15 protein-coding genes and 1 pseudogene are annotated in these 17,239 nt (G+C 61.3%); 10 read left to right on the top strand and 6 right to left on the bottom strand.

Features of this window, described 5'->3' with window-relative positions; genetic code table 11:
* Positions 1–118: 118 nt before the first annotated feature.
* The 4 genes from CXY75_RS01060 (at position 119) to CXY75_RS01040 (ending at position 3,588) form a co-directional block, all read left to right on the top strand.
* Positions 119–352 carry a hypothetical protein gene (locus tag CXY75_RS01060; RefSeq protein WP_104081029.1) on the top strand — a complete coding sequence of 78 codons (234 nt, stop codon included), beginning with the start codon at positions 119–121 and terminating at the stop codon, positions 350–352.
* 265 nt (positions 353–617) lie between these two features.
* A complete protein-coding gene (locus CXY75_RS01055; protein ID WP_104081028.1) occupies positions 618–1,133 on the top strand; it encodes a hypothetical protein in 516 nt (171 codons plus the stop codon).
* A 1,064-nt stretch (positions 1,134–2,197) separates the two neighbouring features.
* Positions 2,198–2,998 carry a LysM domain-containing protein gene (locus CXY75_RS01045; RefSeq protein WP_104081026.1) on the top strand — a complete coding sequence of 267 codons (801 nt, stop codon included), beginning with the start codon at positions 2,198–2,200 and terminating at the stop codon, positions 2,996–2,998.
* Between the two features lie 152 nt (positions 2,999–3,150).
* A complete protein-coding gene (locus tag CXY75_RS01040; RefSeq protein ID WP_104081025.1) occupies positions 3,151–3,588 on the top strand; it encodes a hypothetical protein in 438 nt (145 codons plus the stop codon).
* 398 nt (positions 3,589–3,986) lie between these two features.
* Here CXY75_RS01040 and CXY75_RS01035 read toward each other — a convergent pair whose 3' ends face one another.
* Both CXY75_RS01035 and CXY75_RS01030 read right to left on the bottom strand, forming a co-directional pair.
* On the bottom strand, positions 3,987–4,943 hold the full coding sequence (locus CXY75_RS01035; protein ID WP_146069309.1) for a hypothetical protein: 957 nt from the start codon (positions 4,941–4,943) through the stop codon (positions 3,987–3,989).
* Positions 4,909–5,502: an RNA polymerase sigma factor gene (locus tag CXY75_RS01030; protein ID WP_104081023.1), complete on the bottom strand. Its 594-nt coding sequence runs from the start codon at positions 5,500–5,502 to the stop codon at positions 4,909–4,911. Before CXY75_RS01030 ends, CXY75_RS01035 begins: the two co-directional genes overlap by 35 nt.
* An 881-nt stretch (positions 5,503–6,383) precedes the next feature.
* Here CXY75_RS01030 and gnd point away from each other — a divergent pair.
* On the top strand, positions 6,384–7,271 hold the full coding sequence (gene gnd, locus CXY75_RS01025; protein WP_104081042.1) for a phosphogluconate dehydrogenase (NAD(+)-dependent, decarboxylating): 888 nt from the start codon (positions 6,384–6,386) through the stop codon (positions 7,269–7,271).
* A 19-nt stretch (positions 7,272–7,290) separates the two neighbouring features.
* Here the strand turns inward: gnd and CXY75_RS20230 are convergent.
* Positions 7,291–8,092, bottom strand: a pseudogene (locus tag CXY75_RS20230) (SGNH/GDSL hydrolase family protein).
* Positions 8,093–8,168: 76 nt separating this feature from the next.
* On the opposite strand from CXY75_RS20230, the gene CXY75_RS01015 reads away from it, so the two are divergent.
* Together CXY75_RS01015 and CXY75_RS01010 are read left to right on the top strand one after the other, a co-directional pair.
* A complete protein-coding gene (locus CXY75_RS01015) occupies positions 8,169–8,528 on the top strand; it encodes a MerR family transcriptional regulator (protein ID WP_104081022.1) in 360 nt (119 codons plus the stop codon).
* A gap of 43 nt (positions 8,529–8,571) precedes the next feature.
* Complete coding sequence (locus CXY75_RS01010; RefSeq protein WP_104081021.1) at positions 8,572–10,215, top strand: peptide chain release factor 3; 1,644 nt, start codon at positions 8,572–8,574, stop codon at positions 10,213–10,215.
* A 91-nt stretch (positions 10,216–10,306) separates the two neighbouring features.
* Here CXY75_RS01010 and CXY75_RS01005 read toward each other — a convergent pair whose 3' ends face one another.
* A complete protein-coding gene (locus CXY75_RS01005; protein ID WP_104081020.1) occupies positions 10,307–11,992 on the bottom strand; it encodes a ribonuclease J in 1,686 nt (561 codons plus the stop codon).
* A 26-nt stretch (positions 11,993–12,018) separates the two neighbouring features.
* Positions 12,019–12,513 (bottom strand): hypothetical protein, encoded by a 495-nt coding sequence (locus CXY75_RS01000; protein WP_104081019.1) that lies wholly within the window; start codon positions 12,511–12,513, stop codon positions 12,019–12,021.
* A 304-nt stretch (positions 12,514–12,817) separates the two neighbouring features.
* Between CXY75_RS01000 and CXY75_RS00995 the strand changes: the two genes are divergently transcribed.
* On the top strand, positions 12,818–14,083 hold the full coding sequence (locus CXY75_RS00995) for an MFS transporter (RefSeq protein WP_233201655.1): 1,266 nt from the start codon (positions 12,818–12,820) through the stop codon (positions 14,081–14,083).
* 15 nt (positions 14,084–14,098) lie between these two features.
* Here the strand turns inward: CXY75_RS00995 and CXY75_RS00990 are convergent, their stop codons facing one another.
* Positions 14,099–14,488, bottom strand: a complete 390-nt coding sequence (locus CXY75_RS00990) for a MerR family transcriptional regulator (protein ID WP_104081018.1) — start codon at positions 14,486–14,488, stop codon at positions 14,099–14,101.
* Positions 14,489–14,686: 198 nt separating this feature from the next.
* On the opposite strand from CXY75_RS00990, the gene CXY75_RS00985 reads away from it, so the two are divergent.
* Positions 14,687–16,207 (top strand): SulP family inorganic anion transporter, encoded by a 1,521-nt coding sequence (locus CXY75_RS00985; protein ID WP_104081017.1) that lies wholly within the window; start codon positions 14,687–14,689, stop codon positions 16,205–16,207.
* A 253-nt stretch (positions 16,208–16,460) separates the two neighbouring features.
* A partial coding sequence (locus CXY75_RS00980) for a SulP family inorganic anion transporter (RefSeq protein ID WP_146069308.1) occupies positions 16,461–17,239 on the top strand: 779 nt, incomplete at its 3' end.

The following is a 17,239-nucleotide window of genomic DNA, read 5'->3' as shown; positions in this document are numbered from 1 at the left end:
ATTACCCGAAGCCGTCGGGATAGCCCCGCCGCGATGGCTTGGGGGCGACCCGCAAGGGAGACTTTTATCCCGGCAGATCGTCATCGAGCTGACCTCGATTACTCGATAGGGTGCGGAGATGGCATTGAATCCGATTGGCCTCGTCCCGCACGTCATCGCTGAGCTGCCCTCTCTCCAGGGTGGATCGATGACCGTGGGTGACTACCTGCCTCGTGGGCACCGCTCCTACGCGCGCGTGATGAATCCCCTGCACGACGATGACGGTCAACCCTTCGCCGATGGCGCTGAGCCCTTCGGCGGGATGGCCGGCGGCAAAAGTGCTCAGTGGTGGATCCCCGCGGATGGTGTGTAGGCGGTCGGGAACGACTTCTACGACGCGAGCGTCTACGTCTCAGGAACCGAAGAGCTGATCACCGCGAGCCTCGGGAAGAGCGGATATCCGTTTCCATGCCGATTGCGGTTCATGACGTCGCAAAGAAAAGCGCCAGACCAGCAACTCATGTAGACCTGGGTGGAATGAGGGTGGCGCGGGCCTTGTACTCTGGTCGTGGCCAGGCTCACCGACAGGAGACTGGCCTAATACTTCATGCACGAAGCATCGTTAGGTTCCAAGACACATGAGCTACAAGTACGGCACCCTTTCCAAAAGTCTCACGGTTATGGCTGCGACGGCTTTTGTTTTAGCCATCGCCGGTTGCGCATCCTCTGTTGCAGAGCCGGAAGAGCAGAGAGCAGAAGTTGCCCTGCCCACCAGCGCATCAACCCCGTCGATCGCCCCGAAGGCAGGGGAATCTGCCATCAGCACGGACCACGTTTGCGGACAGGTCACGGCAATCGGCACGATGGAGGGAAATACTGCGGCCGGCTATGCAGCTGGAGCACTGAGCGTGGGTCAGTTCGTTGCTCAGATGGACATGGTCGCCACCGGGTATGAGCATGTGTTGGTGAACGATTCTGAGGTCGGCGACCTCGTAACGGATTCCGTGATCTTTCTGAAAACAGCTCAGGCATCGCCCATCGGTGCACGCTTCGATCATGAATCTGCTGAGTGGCAGGATGCCACTTCTGCCATCGCCGCGGCGTGCCACGCTGCCGGATCCTCCATCACGATGCTCGCGGACTTCGGCGGTTAGGCTGCAACTGATCTGCGCTGGATGTGATGTGCCCGGATTACCGCTCTAGCACAGGCGCAATCCCCCGCACACAGTGACGTCGACGTACCGCACCGTGGTTTCAATGAAACCGACGAAAACTTCGCCCGATTTGAGGACTGCATCTAGAGGGATAAGCCCTATCGGAGGTTCGTCAGTGACAACCGTGTTGGACAGTGGACTGGGCGGCGTTTGTGCCAGCGTTCTAATGATCGCGTTGTCGGCTCGGCCCAGTGTTACCGTCACTTCCTCACCACTACAGTCGTATCCGCCTTGCACAGGCGGCGCTGCGATGCCTGCTCCGAGCGCTTCCAAAGCGGGTTGCGTGGCCACTGACACCAGTGGCCACAACGCCATGCACGATCGTTCTTCGAATCCTTCGTCGAGGAGCAACGCGGCTGGTGAGGCTTCCACAGCCGGTGCGAAGGTGACAAGCGTGACCCGGTAGAGAGAGCACGAATAGCGTCGGGGCGCGTCCGGGTTGCTGATCGAGCCGAGTGGCTCGACGCTGCACGCATCTAAGTTCCGGGTAGCGGATGAAAAAATGCCGTCGGTACCGTTAGCGAGGCTCGTCGCGGTTTTAGCTGCGGCTGCGGCCGTAGGCCGGCTTTCGTTTCCTAATTCTGGCCCCGCTTTTTCCGAGGTGTCGGCGCACCCCGTTAATATCGCCAACGAAAGAATTATTAAGGCCGCAGCGAGGCGGCTACCAGATATGGCCATGACATACCCGTTCCTGTGCCGGTTGTGGTGTCGGACTGGCGTGCCCTCGGCACCTGGTGACGGACCACATTATCGGCCGCGACAGTCTTGGTCGAACAAACGTTGCCGTGCACAAATGAGCCTAGGAGAAGTGGTGTCCTGCGGCGGGTCGGTCGCCGAGAGCTTGGGGATCAAGTGGTCAACGTGTTCCGCTCCGTTCCGACACAGGAACCCTCTACGGGACGGTTCATAGTGTTCGGTGCGTCGAGCCACTCTGCCGGTCGAGGCCTCGGCTGGACCGACGATGGGGTCGACTGCCATACTGGGCTCGGCGGAGAGGGGACCTGATGCCACGACTGGCGACATCCGTTCTGGGGAGCATTGCTCTAACGCTCGGACTGGTGGCCTGCTCGCCCCCGCCGACCGAGACTCCACCGGTTGACAACGCTGTCCATAGTGTTGCTCCGGCCCTGTCCGACGACGCGGCCGACGTCGTCATCCCCGACGGTGTCATCGGCACGGCCGAGCTCACGTCGGCCTCGGGGCACAACACCATCTCCGGAACCGTCGTGATCACTGCAGGAGGCGACGGGTTCGACGTCGCGCTGAAGGACTTCAACTCGGACGTTCCCGGAGGCATGCAACTGTTCTTCAGTCCCTGGTCGGAGACGACGACCTGCCTGGCCGACATGTACAACTTCTCGTTCGGTAAGCTCTCCACGGACGCCGATCAGCTAGGGCTGAGCCTGGGCGACAGGGACTTCTCCCGGGGCGACCCCAGTTACTATCTGACCGCCGTCATCACCGCGAGCGCCCCGGGCACGACCGATCCTGATGGCTGCGCGCTCACTCCCCGGGCATTCGGCACGATCACCTGGGACGTGCCGGACACCCGCCCCGGGCTACTCGCCGTCGACACCGGCATTCGGGTCGGTGCTGGCGGCACCACTACCGCCGATGCTGCTGCACTCTCCTACCGTGCGGTCGCCGGCGACACGCTCAATGACATCGCCGACCGTTTCGGCATCACGGACGACGACCTCGGTTTCCTCAACCCGCTCACCAGCCGTCAGCTCCAGGCCGGCGACGATCTGAACCTTCGGGTAGCGTTGCGTGGCGGCGCCTCGGTCCCGCCGCCCTGGACCTGAACCCCGCTCCAGGCATGAACTGCTGCGGCCATCTCGTAAGGGAAGGCTCAACCGGCGCGCTGACGTCTGAACCGCCGACATCCGATCGGGCGATCCGTCACCAGCCACCCCAGATGATTGCCCGGTTTGGCTTCCGAACGTAGGGTTGAATCATGGCTGAGCATGAAGAGGTGGCAGTTTTTCTGGGTGACTGGCATGCTGAGGGCACCTCTTATGGTGGTGTCGAGCAGTCGCTGGATAATCCGCACGCGGGAGCGAGTCCGTGGAACAGTATCCACTCCGCCCGGTGGTATTCGGGCAACTACTTCATCGTGCAAGATGAGCGCGCGAACGGTCCGTTTGACACACTTAGTCTGATGGGCTGGGACGCTGAAGCCGGCCGCTATTTTGCCCGAACGGTCGAGAATCACGGCTTCGCACGCGATTACACGCTGACTGTCGACGGTCATACTTGGACGCTGACGGGCGAGCACGAGCGAGCAACGTATCGATTTGGCGAAGACGGTCGCAGCCAAGAGATCGCTTGGGAGTGGAAACCCACTGACGTATGGCTACCGCTTTGCGACCGCACCGCTAATCGCATCAACTGATCGAGCAGCAACGGCTGCCAAACGGTGGATAGGTCCGCCTCGCGCTCTGTCGTAAGCGGAATTCTCTGCGGGACGGTGACCGCAGTCATGGACTTTAGGTGAGTCAGGCGGCAGTCAGCGTATGCGCCCATCGCTGAGTATAGGAGCGAAGCTGAGAGCCGCCTGCTCGCAGCGTCTGCAAAAAGGGCGAGTGGGACCTCTTCCTTGCCTGTGACAACGACCTGGGGCACCCGCAGAGCGAAAGCTGTGCGAGTTAAAGCCATTCCAAATGCCAGGCCACGGCTGCGGTCAACGCCGCCGGGTAGTTGTCGTCACCGGGGCCGATGGAAGAGGGACCAAGACAGAGTACGTCGGCGGTAGATCAACTGCGGCTGGGTCTACCTCGTGACTCAAAGTGCTCATGGCGCCGTGTCCACCACGGTCGTCTCGATCGCGGTCAGCGACATCTGTTCGCTGACTCCCCATCCGAAGAGAGTCGTACCGCTCAGGGCCCGTTCACCAATGACGAGTCCGGTGTCGGGATCGATGATGATTTCTTGGCGTTCCCCGGCTCTGAGCATCTCGTTCCGGCCGATCGCGATTCCTGTCACGCCGTCGAGATTCGCGACGTTGTCAGTGGCCGTAACTCCGGAAATACGAGATAGCGCGTCGAGGAGAGCTGCGCGCTGTGGCGCCGGAACTAGACCGGACCGAAGGATGTCAGTGATGCGCACAAAGTTGTCCTCGTCGCGGGATGCCGACCCACCGTTGTACTGAGCGTCGATCCATTCATACGCTGCAGCGCCGTCGAGAGGGATGTCTGCAAAGACGACATTTACCCACGAAGAATCCGGGCCATAAAATCGCCCATCGACCGCTCGGGTTGTCTCGATCGACTCGCCGGTGAGCACGCCCGACATATTGCCCCAATCACGATAGAGCGTCCATTCCGCCCCGGGATCGGCGGGCATATACACGTCCAGGATCTGATCGTTCGGCTCGCATCCCGTGTTATCGCAGACCCCCCAGCGAGCGTGCGTGTGCGAACGAAGGTACTGATCGGAACCAGCCACAAGATCTGCATATTGGATGGTCTCGGCGGCCGCGGACCGCAGCACCCCACTCGCGTAGGCCGACTGCGCGCTCAAGGTGACGTTGCCCACCACAAGGACGCCCGTCATCGCGGCGGCCACTCCAGCAGCAGCCCACGTCAGCCGCGGCATCCAGGCCCGCTTCTTTCGATGCTGCGCCGTCGCATACGTCGCGTCGCCGTCCGCGATGCGGCCGAGAAGCGCGGCTCGCCCCGCGGTCAACGCCGTCGGGCTCGGTTCGCGCGAGTCGTCACGCGTGTTGCGGAGCAGTGTCAGTTCGTCCATGGTCCTTCTCCTGTTCGAGGGTTTCGATGCCTGCGGCGCGGCGCAGTTGGCGCCGTGCCCGATTCAGTCGTGAGCGCACTGTTCCGACCGGTACTTCCATCGCTGTGGCGATCGAGGCGTAGTCGAGGTTGCCCCACGCGTATAGCAGCAGAGTGTCGCGATCGATCTCCGGCAATCGCCGCAGCGCCTTCGCCAACCGCTGGGTGAGGCGGTGAGCGTCAATGCGTGCGCCGGCCAGGTCGATGAGGTCGGGGACGATCTGCGCCGCGAGGTCCGCTGTCATCCCCTTCCATGCCGTCGCCTCCAAGCGGACATGCTTCCGCATCAGCCGCGTGGCAATACCGAGCAACCACGGTCGCGCATCGACCACTGTCAAGTCGTAGGCCGACCTCCGCTCGAATGCCACCAGGAACGTCTCCGACATCACATCATCCGCAGCATGGTCGCCCAGCCGCTGTGCGGCATACCGGAAAACTGATGGCGCGTGACGGTCGTACAACGTCGCGAACACGGCCGGCTCACACGCCGACCGCTCTATTACGTCGTTATCAGGGCTCATATCCGTATTGCTCGATTCAATCGATTGGGTTCACACCAATCTTGCTGCACGGGAGCGTCCACGAGCGGAAGCGTTCTCCCGCAGGCTCATCCAAGCATCGATGAACTCGATACTGTCCCATTGGAGGTACTGCACCCCTCGGCTCATTGGCGCGCACAACCGCAGGCCCAATTGCACCCACAGAGCGGGGACAATGGTCCGCCGGCCGACTGGAGGTGCCTGCGGATCATCTAGAGTGTCCCACGGGTTTTGAGAAACTCAGGTTTCAAGACAGTTCTTTTCCTTGGGCGGTGCGATCTGATAGCACCGCTCAACGCCGCCGTTCGGTGCCCGCAAGCCGAACCTCTTGCGGGACGGATCTATTGGCTGTGGATAAGAAAAAAGCTTCCTCCTGCGCACGGCGGCACCGGCGGCCCCGCGATAGTTCGTGTTTCGAAAGAGTAGGTCGAGGCTGATCGCTCGACCTCGACTAAACACTGCTCAGCTCACCCCTCGTCCGACCGCGCTCGACAATCACTTGCTGGAATACCGAGCTCAGAACCGGCCGAGGTCAGTGGACCGGCGTCCGTAGCTTCGCTTCGTCTGCAACAAGTGAAACGTAACGGCCGGGAATCGATTCGGCGGCGGAGCGAGGTGCAACGCCAAAAGGGCCCACTCCGTATGCGCCCTGAGGAATGCGCTCCCGCTGCATCATAAATGTCAATCAACCCTTACGTGAGGTTTGATTTATGCTGAAGTCTGCGTCAAGTTCTGCGGATCAAGATCGTAGAGAGCACGAAAACACCCAAATCCCTAACGGCGTCAGTATATGCATACGTTTAATGGGCACACCTCAAGCCACCTCCGCCCCACAAGACACTTCTGAAATGAGCATCATGAACATGCACATCGGCCTCATCGGCCTCGGAAAAATGGGCGCCAGCATGCGCACCCGCCTCCGCGAAAACAACGTGACAGTAACCGGCTACGACCACAACCCCGACGTCACCGACGTCGCGACCCTCCAAGACCTCATCGACGCACTTCCCTCGCCCAAGACCGTCTGGGTAATGGTCCCCGCCGGTGCCATCACGAAGGCTGTCATTACCGAGGTCGGCGCTCTTCTGGGCACCGGTGACCTGGTCATCGACGGCGGCAATTCCCGTTTCAGCGACGACTTCGTGCACGCGGCCCTTCTCGCTAAGAACGGAGTCGACTACATCGACGCCGGCGTTTCCGGCGGAGTCTGGGGCCAGGAGAACGGTTTCGCGCTGATGGTCGGCGGCAGCGCGGCATCCGTTGATCGGCTTATGCCGGTCTTCGATGCCCTGCGTCCGTCCGGCCCGCGCGAGGAAAGCTTCGTGCACGCTGGCCAGGTCGGTGCCGGTCACTACGCCAAGATGGTACATAACGGCATCGAGTACGCCCTCATGCAGGCTTACGCCGAGGGCTATGAGCTACTCGCCAAGCGGGACGACATCATCAAGAATGTTCCCGGAACGTTCAAGGCCTGGCAGCGTGGCTCGGTTGTTCGGTCCTGGCTGCTCGAGCTCCTGGTTCAGGCCCTCGAAGAGGATCCGGCCCTGGGCAGTATTGAAGGATACGTCGATGATTCCGGCGAGGGCCGCTGGACCATCGAAGAAGCATTGGCTAATGCCGTTCCCGTTCCCGCCATCAGCGCGTCAATCTTCGCCCGGTTCGAATCTCGCCAGCAAGATTCCCCGGCGATGAAAGCCGTTGCCGCGCTGCGCAACCAGTTCGGTGGCCACGCGGTCAAGTCCGCAGAGTAGCCACCGGACACAGGCAGTGTCAGAACCGAGGCCGACCCAAGGGGCTGGCCTCGGGGCGTTTGGGCAGAATGTGATCGCCCGAGGATTGGTGCCGAGCGCGGCGCAGGACCCACGGCACCAGATAGGTGCGGGCCCACGCGACATCACTCGTTCGTGGGCCCCGCCAGGACGGCATCGGTACCGGCTCAATTTGGGATGGCTGCGATGAGTTCTCCACGCCGAGAGTGCTCAGAACGCTGCGTGCAATCGTGTGGTAATCCAATGGGTTGAAGTGCAACCGATCCGGAGCCCACATACCCGCGTCCTGGATGGCCGTTAGTGACCAGAGGTCAACTATCTGGCAGCCGTGCCGAGCTGCCACAGAACGCAAATTCTCGTTGTAGATCGCGATTTTTCCCCGCATGGCCCAAAAAAATGGTGAGAACCCGAGGTCGGGCCCGGTGAAGAGGACGATCGTGGCGCCGGACCGGGACAGAAGCGGGGACATCATCGAACCCAGCTGCGACATCGTCCGGGTCGGCACCGGGACGAATAACGTCATTACCGCCAGCGGAGATAGTGATGAGGTCCGGGCGCAGTTGTAGCACCGGTTCCACCTGTTCGCCGCTGATCTGGCGCAAGATCTTGCCGCGCACGGCGAGGTTGGCGTAATTGAAGTCCGGTTGGCCGTCACTGAGTACCGCGGCGACCCGGTCGGCCCAGCCTCAATGCCCTCCTACACTCTCTGGCTCGGGGTCACCGATGCCTTCGGTAAAGGAGTCGCCGAGCGCGACGTATCGCGTCCACGGGTGGTTTCGGTGTGCGTTGATCATATGCCTCATGTCTATTACCACTAACTCTACTCTTACGTTAGAGTAGAGATATACGATCATTCACGTATGGGACGAGGTGGCATTCATGCTTATTGGTGAGTTCGCCGAACGGACTGGGCTTTCCCAGCGCACCGTGCGGCACTACGACGAGATCCACATTTTGCAGGCGTCAGGGCGCAGCGATTCCGGCTATCGGCTCTACGCCCCGGCCGACCTCGACCGGGCACGCATCATCCGCAGCCTCCGAGCGTTGTCTCTCACCCATCCGGAAATCAAGGATGCTCTGGCGACACTGGATCTAGTCAACTCCGACCCGGACGCGACGGTGTCAACAATCCGGCGCGATCTCGCCGTTCTGATCAGCGATATCGAAGCTCGTGAACGTTCTCTTTGCGAACAGGTTCGCGTAGCCAGTGGGTTCGTCGAACTGCTGCGGAGTCTGTGAATCCACCGATCCCGCTTCGTGATCACGCTCAGACAGGAACACCGTGACGCATCCAACCACACCCGCCGTCTCTAATCTCGACATTTTTACCCAAGCCTACAAACGGCGCACCTTTGCCGTTATTTCTCACCCTGATGCCGGCAAGTCCACGCTGACCGAAGCACTCCTGCTGCACGCGCACGCGATTGATCGGGCGGGTGCAGTACACGGTAAAGCCGGCCGGCGGGGCACCGTGTCTGACTGGATGGCTATGGAGCAGGCCCGTGGCATTTCCGTGACATCCGCCGCTATCCAGTTTGAGTATCGCGACACCGTGATCAATCTCGTTGACACCCCCGGTCACGCCGATTTCTCCGAAGACACCTTCCGGGTCCTTTCCGCTGTTGATGCCGCTGTGATGCTCGTTGATGCCAGCAAGGGCCTCGAACCGCAAACCATGAAGCTGTTTGAGGTGTGCCGACAACACGGCCTGCCCGTGATCACGGTCATCAACAAATGGGATCGACCGGGAAAGTCCGCGTTGGATCTCATGGACGAGATCCAGGACCGCACCGGGCTTGTGCCCACACCGCTCACCTGGCCGGTCGGGCTCGCCGGCGAATTTCACGGAGTTCTGGATCGACAATCCCCCGGATTTGTGCGTTTCACCCGAACCCCAGGAGGCGCGACCGCCGCCAGTGAAGCTCGTACCACGGCGACTGCCGCTGCCGCGGAACTCGGCCAGGATTGGACTAATGCTGCCGAAGAATCAGCACTGCTCCATGCCGAAGGGCACGACCACGACGAGGCACTTTTTCTTCGCGCGACGACCACGCCGGTTCTTTTTTGCGCTGCCGTCCTCAATTTTGGTGTTCACCAGCTGCTGGACGCTCTCGTGGAATTCGCTCCCCCCGCACTGGCCCGGGCAGATATCACCGGTCGACAACGGCCCGTCAACGGTGACTTCTCCGGATTTGTTTTCAAGGTTCAGTCCGGCATGAACGCCTCGCACCGTGACCACGTCGCATTCGTGCGGGTATGTTCGGGCATGTTCCACCGCGGGATGGTTGTAATGCAGGCATCAACCGGCCGTCCGTTTGCCACGAAGTATGCGCAACAGATGTTCGGACGGGAACGCACCATGGCGGAGCAGGCCTGGCCCGGCGACATCGTCGGGTTGATCAACGCAGCCTCTCTTCGGGTGGGCGATTCACTCTATGATTCCGAACCCGTCGAATACCCGCCCCTGCCGGTGTTCGCCCCCGAGTATTTTCGTGCCGTACGCCCCGCCGACACCAGCAAGCACAAGCAATTCCGTCGCGGAATCGATCAACTCGACCATGAGGGGGTCATTCAAGTCATGCGGTCTGACCTGCGGGGCGACCAGGCTCCGGTACTCGGGGCCGTGGGTCCGATGCAGTTCGATGTCGTTGAGGAACGCATGACGCACGATTTTGGTGCTGATATCCATATGGAGGCGTTGCCCTACCAAGTCGCGCGCCGCACCGATCGAGCAAGCGCGGGCAGACTGGGGTCGCTGCGCCAGGTGGAAGTGCTCACTCGATCCGACAACACTCTCTTGGCCCTGTTCAGCACCCCTTGGCGGTTTCAGGCTGTCGCTCGGGAGTTCCCGGATATCGTGCTGGAGAACCTCAGCCCGTCCGTCGAGACGGACCCCGCCGACGGCGCAGCGCGACTGCGGCGGTAAACGTCGCTGAACGTGAGCTGACGGCGAGAACAGCAACGGCCCGGCACACGTGATGTGCCGGGCCGATCGCGTTCGTGGTTCCCGTTAAGCGCTAGGCGTCAACGACGACCGCCGTGATCACCGGGTTGCGCCGATACTTGCGTTGCATCCATCGGGTCACGCTCTCGGAGAAGATCCGCTCGAGGGCTGCTCCGTCGAGAGCGCTATTCCGGGTTTCTGCGGCTATGGCCTTGTCGATGATCTGTGCGGCATTGGCTGCCCAGTCCGCATCGTGATTGAAGCCGCGGGCGATGAATTCCACCGGTTCGGCCAGGCGTCCCGTCTTGGTGTTGAGAATGCCCAGAACGGTAATGACACCGTCTTCGGCGAGGAGTCGACGATCTTCCATCGCTTCTGTTGCGTCTCCTCCGACGGTCATGCCGTCGACCAGTACGTAGTCGGCCGGTACTCGCCCTACAACGGTGGCGCGGCCATCGACCAGGTCGACCACGATGCCATCTTCGACGACGAGAACGCGGTCTTTACTGATTCCTGTGCGCACGGCCAGGTCCGCGTTGGCGGTGAGGTGGCGCCATTCACCGTGCACGGGCATCACGTTGGTGGGTCGCATCACGTTGTAGCAGTAGACGAGTTCGCCCGCGCTGGCGTGTCCGGACACGTGGACTGTGGCGTTGGCTTTGTGCACGACGTTGGCACCCCAGCGAGTGAGTGCGTTGATGACCCGGTAGATGGAGTTTTCATTTCCGGGAATGACCGAACTGGCCAAGAGAACGGTGTCGTCCTCTCCGATGCGGATGGTGTGTTCACGGTTCGCCATGCGGGCCAGAGCCGCCATCGGCTCTCCCTGTGAGCCGGTGCAGATGAGAACGACCTTGTCGTCTTTCATCCGCTCCAGGGCCTTGACATCCACGAGCAGTCCCTTTGGGACGTGCAGATACCCCAGTTCAGCGGCCATACCCATGTTGCGCACCATGGATCGGCCGACGAAGGCCACCTTGCGGTTGTGGCGCACGGCCGCGTCAATCACCTGTTGGATGCGATGGACGTGGCTGGCGAAGCTGGAGACAATGATCCGTCGTGGCGCGGTGCGAAACACACTGTCGATGGCGGGGCCAATGTCGGCTTCGGGTGTGGTGAATCCGGGCACAACGGCGTTGGTCGAGTCGATCAGCAGCAGGTCGATTCCTTCGTCGCCGAGCCGGGCGAAACCGGGCAGGTCGGTGAGCCGGTCGTCGAGGGGGAACTGATCCATTTTGAAGTCGCCGGTGTGCACGACCAATCCAGCTTCTGTGCGGATGCCGATGGCAAGGCCGTCGGGGATGGAATGGTTCACGGCCAGGAATTCGAGGTCGAAGGGACCAACAGAGCGGCGTTCGCCTTCCTTGACTTCAACGACCGGGGGATGCAGGCGGTGTTCCTGAAATTTTGCTCCGACGAAGGCGAGAGTCAGCTTGGAGGCGATGACGGGAATGCCGCCGCGTTCCTTGAGCAGGTAGGGCACGGCGCCGATGTGGTCCTCGTGGCCATGGGTGAGGACGATGGCTTCGATGTCGTCGAGCCGGTCACGCAAGATCGAGAAATCGGGCAAGATCACGTTGATGCCGGGCTGAATGTCTTTCGGGAACAGCAGCCCGCAGTCGATGACGAGCAGTTTGCCTTTGTGCTCAAACACGGTCATATTACGGCCGATTTCGCCGAGACCGCCGAGCGGGATGATGCGCAGGCCGCGCGCAGGAAGTGCGGGCGGTGCGGTAAGGGACAGTGGGTGGGTGCTCATGGAGCTCTTTTCTTGGGGCGCGGGCGTCAGCCCACGGAATGGTCAGATTCGTACGGGTCGGGCAGGAAATCGGCCACGTCACTGGCAATGAAATCCGGTGCCGGCATGGTGAGCCGGTCGAGAAATTCAAAGGCGAGTTGTCGGGTTGCCGGAGCGGCGATATCGGTTTCGGCGCTGATGTCGGTGGAAAACCACCGTGTCAACGCTCGTGTGGGGTCGTTGCTGGCGACAGCATCGATGAAGTCGCCGAAGAATGTTGACTCGTCGCGATCGGGACCGGTCGCGGAGGTATTGGACTGCGCGTGGGCACGCGTGACCGCGACGTAGTACCGCGCGACGGTGTAAATGAAGAGGAATGCGTGTCCCTGCGACGATCCCTCGCGGGACTTGTCATCCATTACTGTGAGTTCAAATTCCCACTCCGCATGTTCCGCGTGGCGGGCCAGCAGGAGGGTGATCTTGGTCAGCATGAAATCCTGAATCAGGTGCTGGTCGGTACGAGCGAGGGGATGAATGAACATGGAGTGCTCCTCTCGGGAACCTAGAACGGGAAAAGTTGGGGCCGCGATCGGGCCAGGACCGCGTGAGTGATTTTCTGTCAACCACTTACACCAACCCTACCGTAACGTAAGGGAAGAGTATGAATTGAAGGCAAGTTCCTTTCCGCCATCGGTCACCTTCCTCTCACGTGAGAGTAGAGTGTAGGTGGTCTTGCGTGTCGCTCACCATTCGAAAGCTGTTCGAACCTTCAGATGCGCTCTTTTCCCACGTCGCAGCCAGCACTCTGCTGGCGCGCCGTCTGCCCCATTCTTTGTGAAAGCTTCCGTGTCTTCTACACCGCACTCCCCCCATTTCCCTGCGCCGTCCGACCGCGCGACAGCGCCGCGCCCGCGAATCTCATGGTCCTGGCTGGCCCTCATCGGTGCCGCCGGACTGATCTCTGTCATGACGGCCCCCGGCCAGACTGCCGGTCTCTCCGTGTTCACCGATCCCCTGATTGCCGACCTAGGACTGTCGCGAACGGATGTCGCGCTCAGTTATCTCATTGGCACGCTCGTTGGCGCGTCCGTGCAACCGTTTATTGGGCGGGCGTTGGATCGATGGGGAGCACGGTCCGTCACGGTCGTGATTGGCCTTAGCTTCGCCGGCATCCTTCTGGCCTTCAGCTTCGTTGGCGAGATCATCGGGCTCACCGCCGGCTTTACCGGTGTTCGGATGGCCGGCCAAGGTGCGCTCACCCTGGCCGCAACCACCGCGGTGGCCCGGGCCATCCACCATCGACGCGGCCTGGCCCTCGGCATTGCGAGCGCCATCGGCTCGGCCGGCATCTCACTCGCACCGATCTTTGTGGAGCGACTGATCGCATCCGTGGGTATGTACGATGCGTGGCGGTGGGAAGCGGTGCTTGTGGCCGTGGTGGTCATTCCGCTGGCGTTGGTCTTTCCCAAGCGCGCCCCCGCCGTCGATCCGGAATCGACCCCCTCCACGGCTCAGCTCACCATTGCGAAGGAATCGTGGACGCTGCCGGAAGCCATCCGTTCGGGCATGTTCTGGGTCATCGCCGCGAGCCTGGCAACCTCGGGCATGTTGACAACGGCGCTGGCGTTTCACCAAATCGCCATTTTAGGCGCCCAGGGCCTGACCCCGTTAGAAGCGGCGGCGAACTTCCTGCCGCAGACCGTGACCGGGATCCTGGCCACCCTACTCACGGGAAGCCTCGTCGACCGGGTCAGCCCCAAGGTTTTCATCGTGTTTTCCATGGTGACGCTGACCGCGGCTCTCGTCATGCTGCCGTGGGTGAGCAGCGGAGTGGCGGCCATCGTCTATGGCCTCGTTCTTGGTGCCGCCGGAGGGAGCCTGCGCGGCATGGAAGCCGCCTCATACGTGCGCTATTACGGCTTGGCACACATTGGCAATATCCGCGGAGTAGCTACGGCAATTGGGCTCGCGTCGACGGCTTTCGGTCCGGTCGCGCTCTCGCTCGGGTTCGACCTGACCGGTAGTTTCACCACGCCGGCGCTGGCACTGGCACTGATTCCCGTCATCATCATCGGCGTCGCCCTCTTCGTTCGATCGCCACAGCGCGCCTAGATCGCCCGTTCGGCCCTACTGAGTGCGCAGAACCTCAAGAAACTCGTCGGCCATTCCCAGCTGATCCTGGAGTTTTTGCCGACGCTCAACCGCTTGTGCAATGAAAGTGTCAAGCTCCGCGCGAACATCCGGATTATCCGAACCAGCCACGCCGCCCTGCAGCGTGTCGATGACCTTCAACAACGCCATCATCTCTTCGAGAGAAAACCCGAGCGGCTTCATCCGTCGAATCAACATCAGTCGAGAATGATCTTCCTGCGTGTAGAGGCGAAAACCACCCTCGGTACGACCAGAGGCCTTAAGCAGCCCGATTTCGTCATAGTGACGAATGGTGCGCAGTGAGAGACCGGTCTTCTCGGCGAGCTCTCCAATATGCATGGTGCCCGTGGTGGCTTGGGAAGTCATAGTTGATACCTTTTCTCGAACGGATTAGCAATCAACCCTAACGTTAGAGTAGTGTTGCAGAAGTTGGCTGACATTGTCATGTGAGCCTGCTCTCCCACCATTGTCCCTGATGACTGGTGGAGGTGCGCGACGGGGCGCCCACACTCACTTCTCTATTACATTCGGCACCACTCGTGTGTCCCGCTCCAGGAAGGCCCCATGGCCATTATTGAAAAAACCACGGAAAAGAATCGGTATAAAGCCGATCCCACCGTGATGAAAGCTCTGCGCACACCGCGCATCCTCACCCGGGAGGTGCTCGCCGGCCTCGTTGTGGCCATGGCCCTCATCCCCGAGGCGATTGCGTTCTCTATCATCGCCGGCGTCGATCCGCGTGTCGGCCTCTTTTCGACCTTCATCATGGCCGTGTCGATCGCATTTCTCGGTGGCCGCCCCGCCATGATCACCGGTGCGACCGCAGCCATTGCGCTCGTAATCGCCCCGGTCGCGCGTGATTACGGCATCGACTACTTCATCGCTACGGTGATTCTGGCGGGTATCTTCCAGATCATCTTCGCCTTCATCGGTGTTGCCAAAATCATGCGATTCATTCCCCGCAGTGTCATGGTCGGATTCGTCAACGCCCTCGGCATCCTGATTTTCACCTCGCAACTGCCGCAGCTGCTGGGCGTCCCGTTCATGGTCTACCCGCTCGTCGCGGTCGGCATCATCATCATGGTCGTTATGCCGCGCTTCACCAAGGTGGTTCCCGCGCCGCTCGTCGCGATCGTCGTACTCACTGTGTTGACCGTCGTGGTATCGATCAATGTCCCCACCATTGGGGACCAGGGCGAACTGCCCACGACGCTTCCGCAACTATTCTTCCCCAACGTCCCGCTCAACCTAGAGACGTTAACGATCATCGCTCCCTACGCCTTCGGAATGGCGATGGTTGGAATTCTTGAGTCGCTGATGGCCGCCAAGATCGTCGACGAGAGCACCGACACCCACTCCAACAAGACCCGTGAGTCCTGGGCTCAGGGCGTTGCCAACATGCTCTCCGGCTTCTTCGGCGGCATGGGCGGCTGCGCAATGGTCGGCCAGACCATGATCAACGTCAAGGCCTCCGGTGCCCGAACCCGCATCTCCACCTTCCTCGCCGGCGCCTTTCTGCTCGTTCTCGTCCTCGGCCTCGGCCCGGTCCTGTCCGTTGTACCCATGGCCGCACTGGTATCGGTCATGATTATCGTGTCCGTGCTGACCTTCGACTGGCACAGCATCCGCATCGCAACGTTAAAGCGCATGCCCAAGAGCGAGACGACCGTCATGGTCTTCACCGTCGTCGCCGTCGTCGCGACTCACAACCTCGCGATCGGCGTCGTGATCGGTGTCGTCATCGCCATGGTCGCCTTCGCCCGACGCGTCGCCCACCTCGCCCAGGTCGAACGCAGCCTCACCGTCGACGAGACTGGTCCCATCGCCTATTACACGATCACCGGCGCCCTGTTCTTCGCCTCCAGCAACGATCTGAAGACGCAGTTCAGCTACCTCGACGATCCTGACCGCATCGTCATCGACATGACGAACTCGCACATTTGGGATGCTTCCACCGTCGCCACCCTCGACGACATCACCTACAAGTACCAGCGCCACGAGAAGACCGTGACGATTGAGGGACTCAACGAAGCGAGCAGCATGCTGCACGCACGCCTCGCCGGAAATATGGGGTCGGGTCACTAACCTGCCCTGCTTCTTAGCCTGCAGTGGTTGAACCCCGGCACGTCGCGGGGCCCGACCTATTTGTGCACGAAGGGGGTAAGACCCTTACGTTGAGGTAACGTTGCGATGGTTGAGTGTTTCGACGGACCAAATATTCTCCTTCGGGTCGGCTCTCAACAGACCGCGCCCCAGTGGCGAGACGCGTGAATCCGGCGCCCCGATCGCCACTCCCATCCATCTGGCTTCTCCTTGAGGTCCCGTTCCTGGAGGCCACATGGCCATCGTTCAAAAATCCGCTTCAGCCGACCGTTACAAAGCGGAACCATCCGTTCGCACCGCGCTACGCACGCCGCGCCTTCTCACCCGCGAGGTGCTCGCCGGCCTCGTCGTGGCCATGGCCCTCATCCCCGAGGCAATTGCCTTCTCGATCATCGCCGGCGTCGACCCGCGCGTCGGACTGTTCTCCTCGTTCGTCATGGCCGTGACCATCTCATTCGTCGGCGGGCGCCCCGCCATGATTACCGCCGCCACCGGCGCCATCGCCCTCGTCATCGCCCCGGTCGCCCGCGACTACGGCATGGAATACTTCATCGCCACCGTCATCCTCGCCGGAGTCTTGCAGATCGTGCTCAGCCTGCTCGGCGTCGCCAAACTCATGCGCTTCATCCCGCGCAGCGTCATGATCGGCTTCGTCAACGCCCTCGCCATCCTCATTTTCGCCGCCCAACTCCCCCAGCTGCTCGGCGTACCCTTCATGGTCTACCCGCTGGTCGCCGTCGGCTTGATCATCATGATCGTGATGCCGCGCATCACCAAGGTAATCCCGGCCCCACTCGTGGCCATCGTTGTGCTCACCGTCGTAACCGTCACGACCGCCATCACCGTGCCAACGATCGGCGACCAGGGCGAACTTCCAAAGAGCTTGCCGGAACTGTTCCTCCCGAACATTCCACTCAACTGGGAGACAGTCACCATCATCGCCCCCTACGCCCTCGGCATGGCCCTGGTCGGAATCCTCGAATCGCTCATGACCGCAAAGTTCGTCGACGAGAT

Source organism: Cryobacterium sp. Y11 (assembly GCF_002929535.1).
In the GTDB taxonomy this organism is placed as follows: Bacteria; Actinomycetota; Actinomycetes; order Actinomycetales; family Microbacteriaceae; genus Cryobacterium.
Note: the sequence above shows the minus strand (reverse complement) of the source record. Positions and strands in the feature narration are given on the sequence as shown.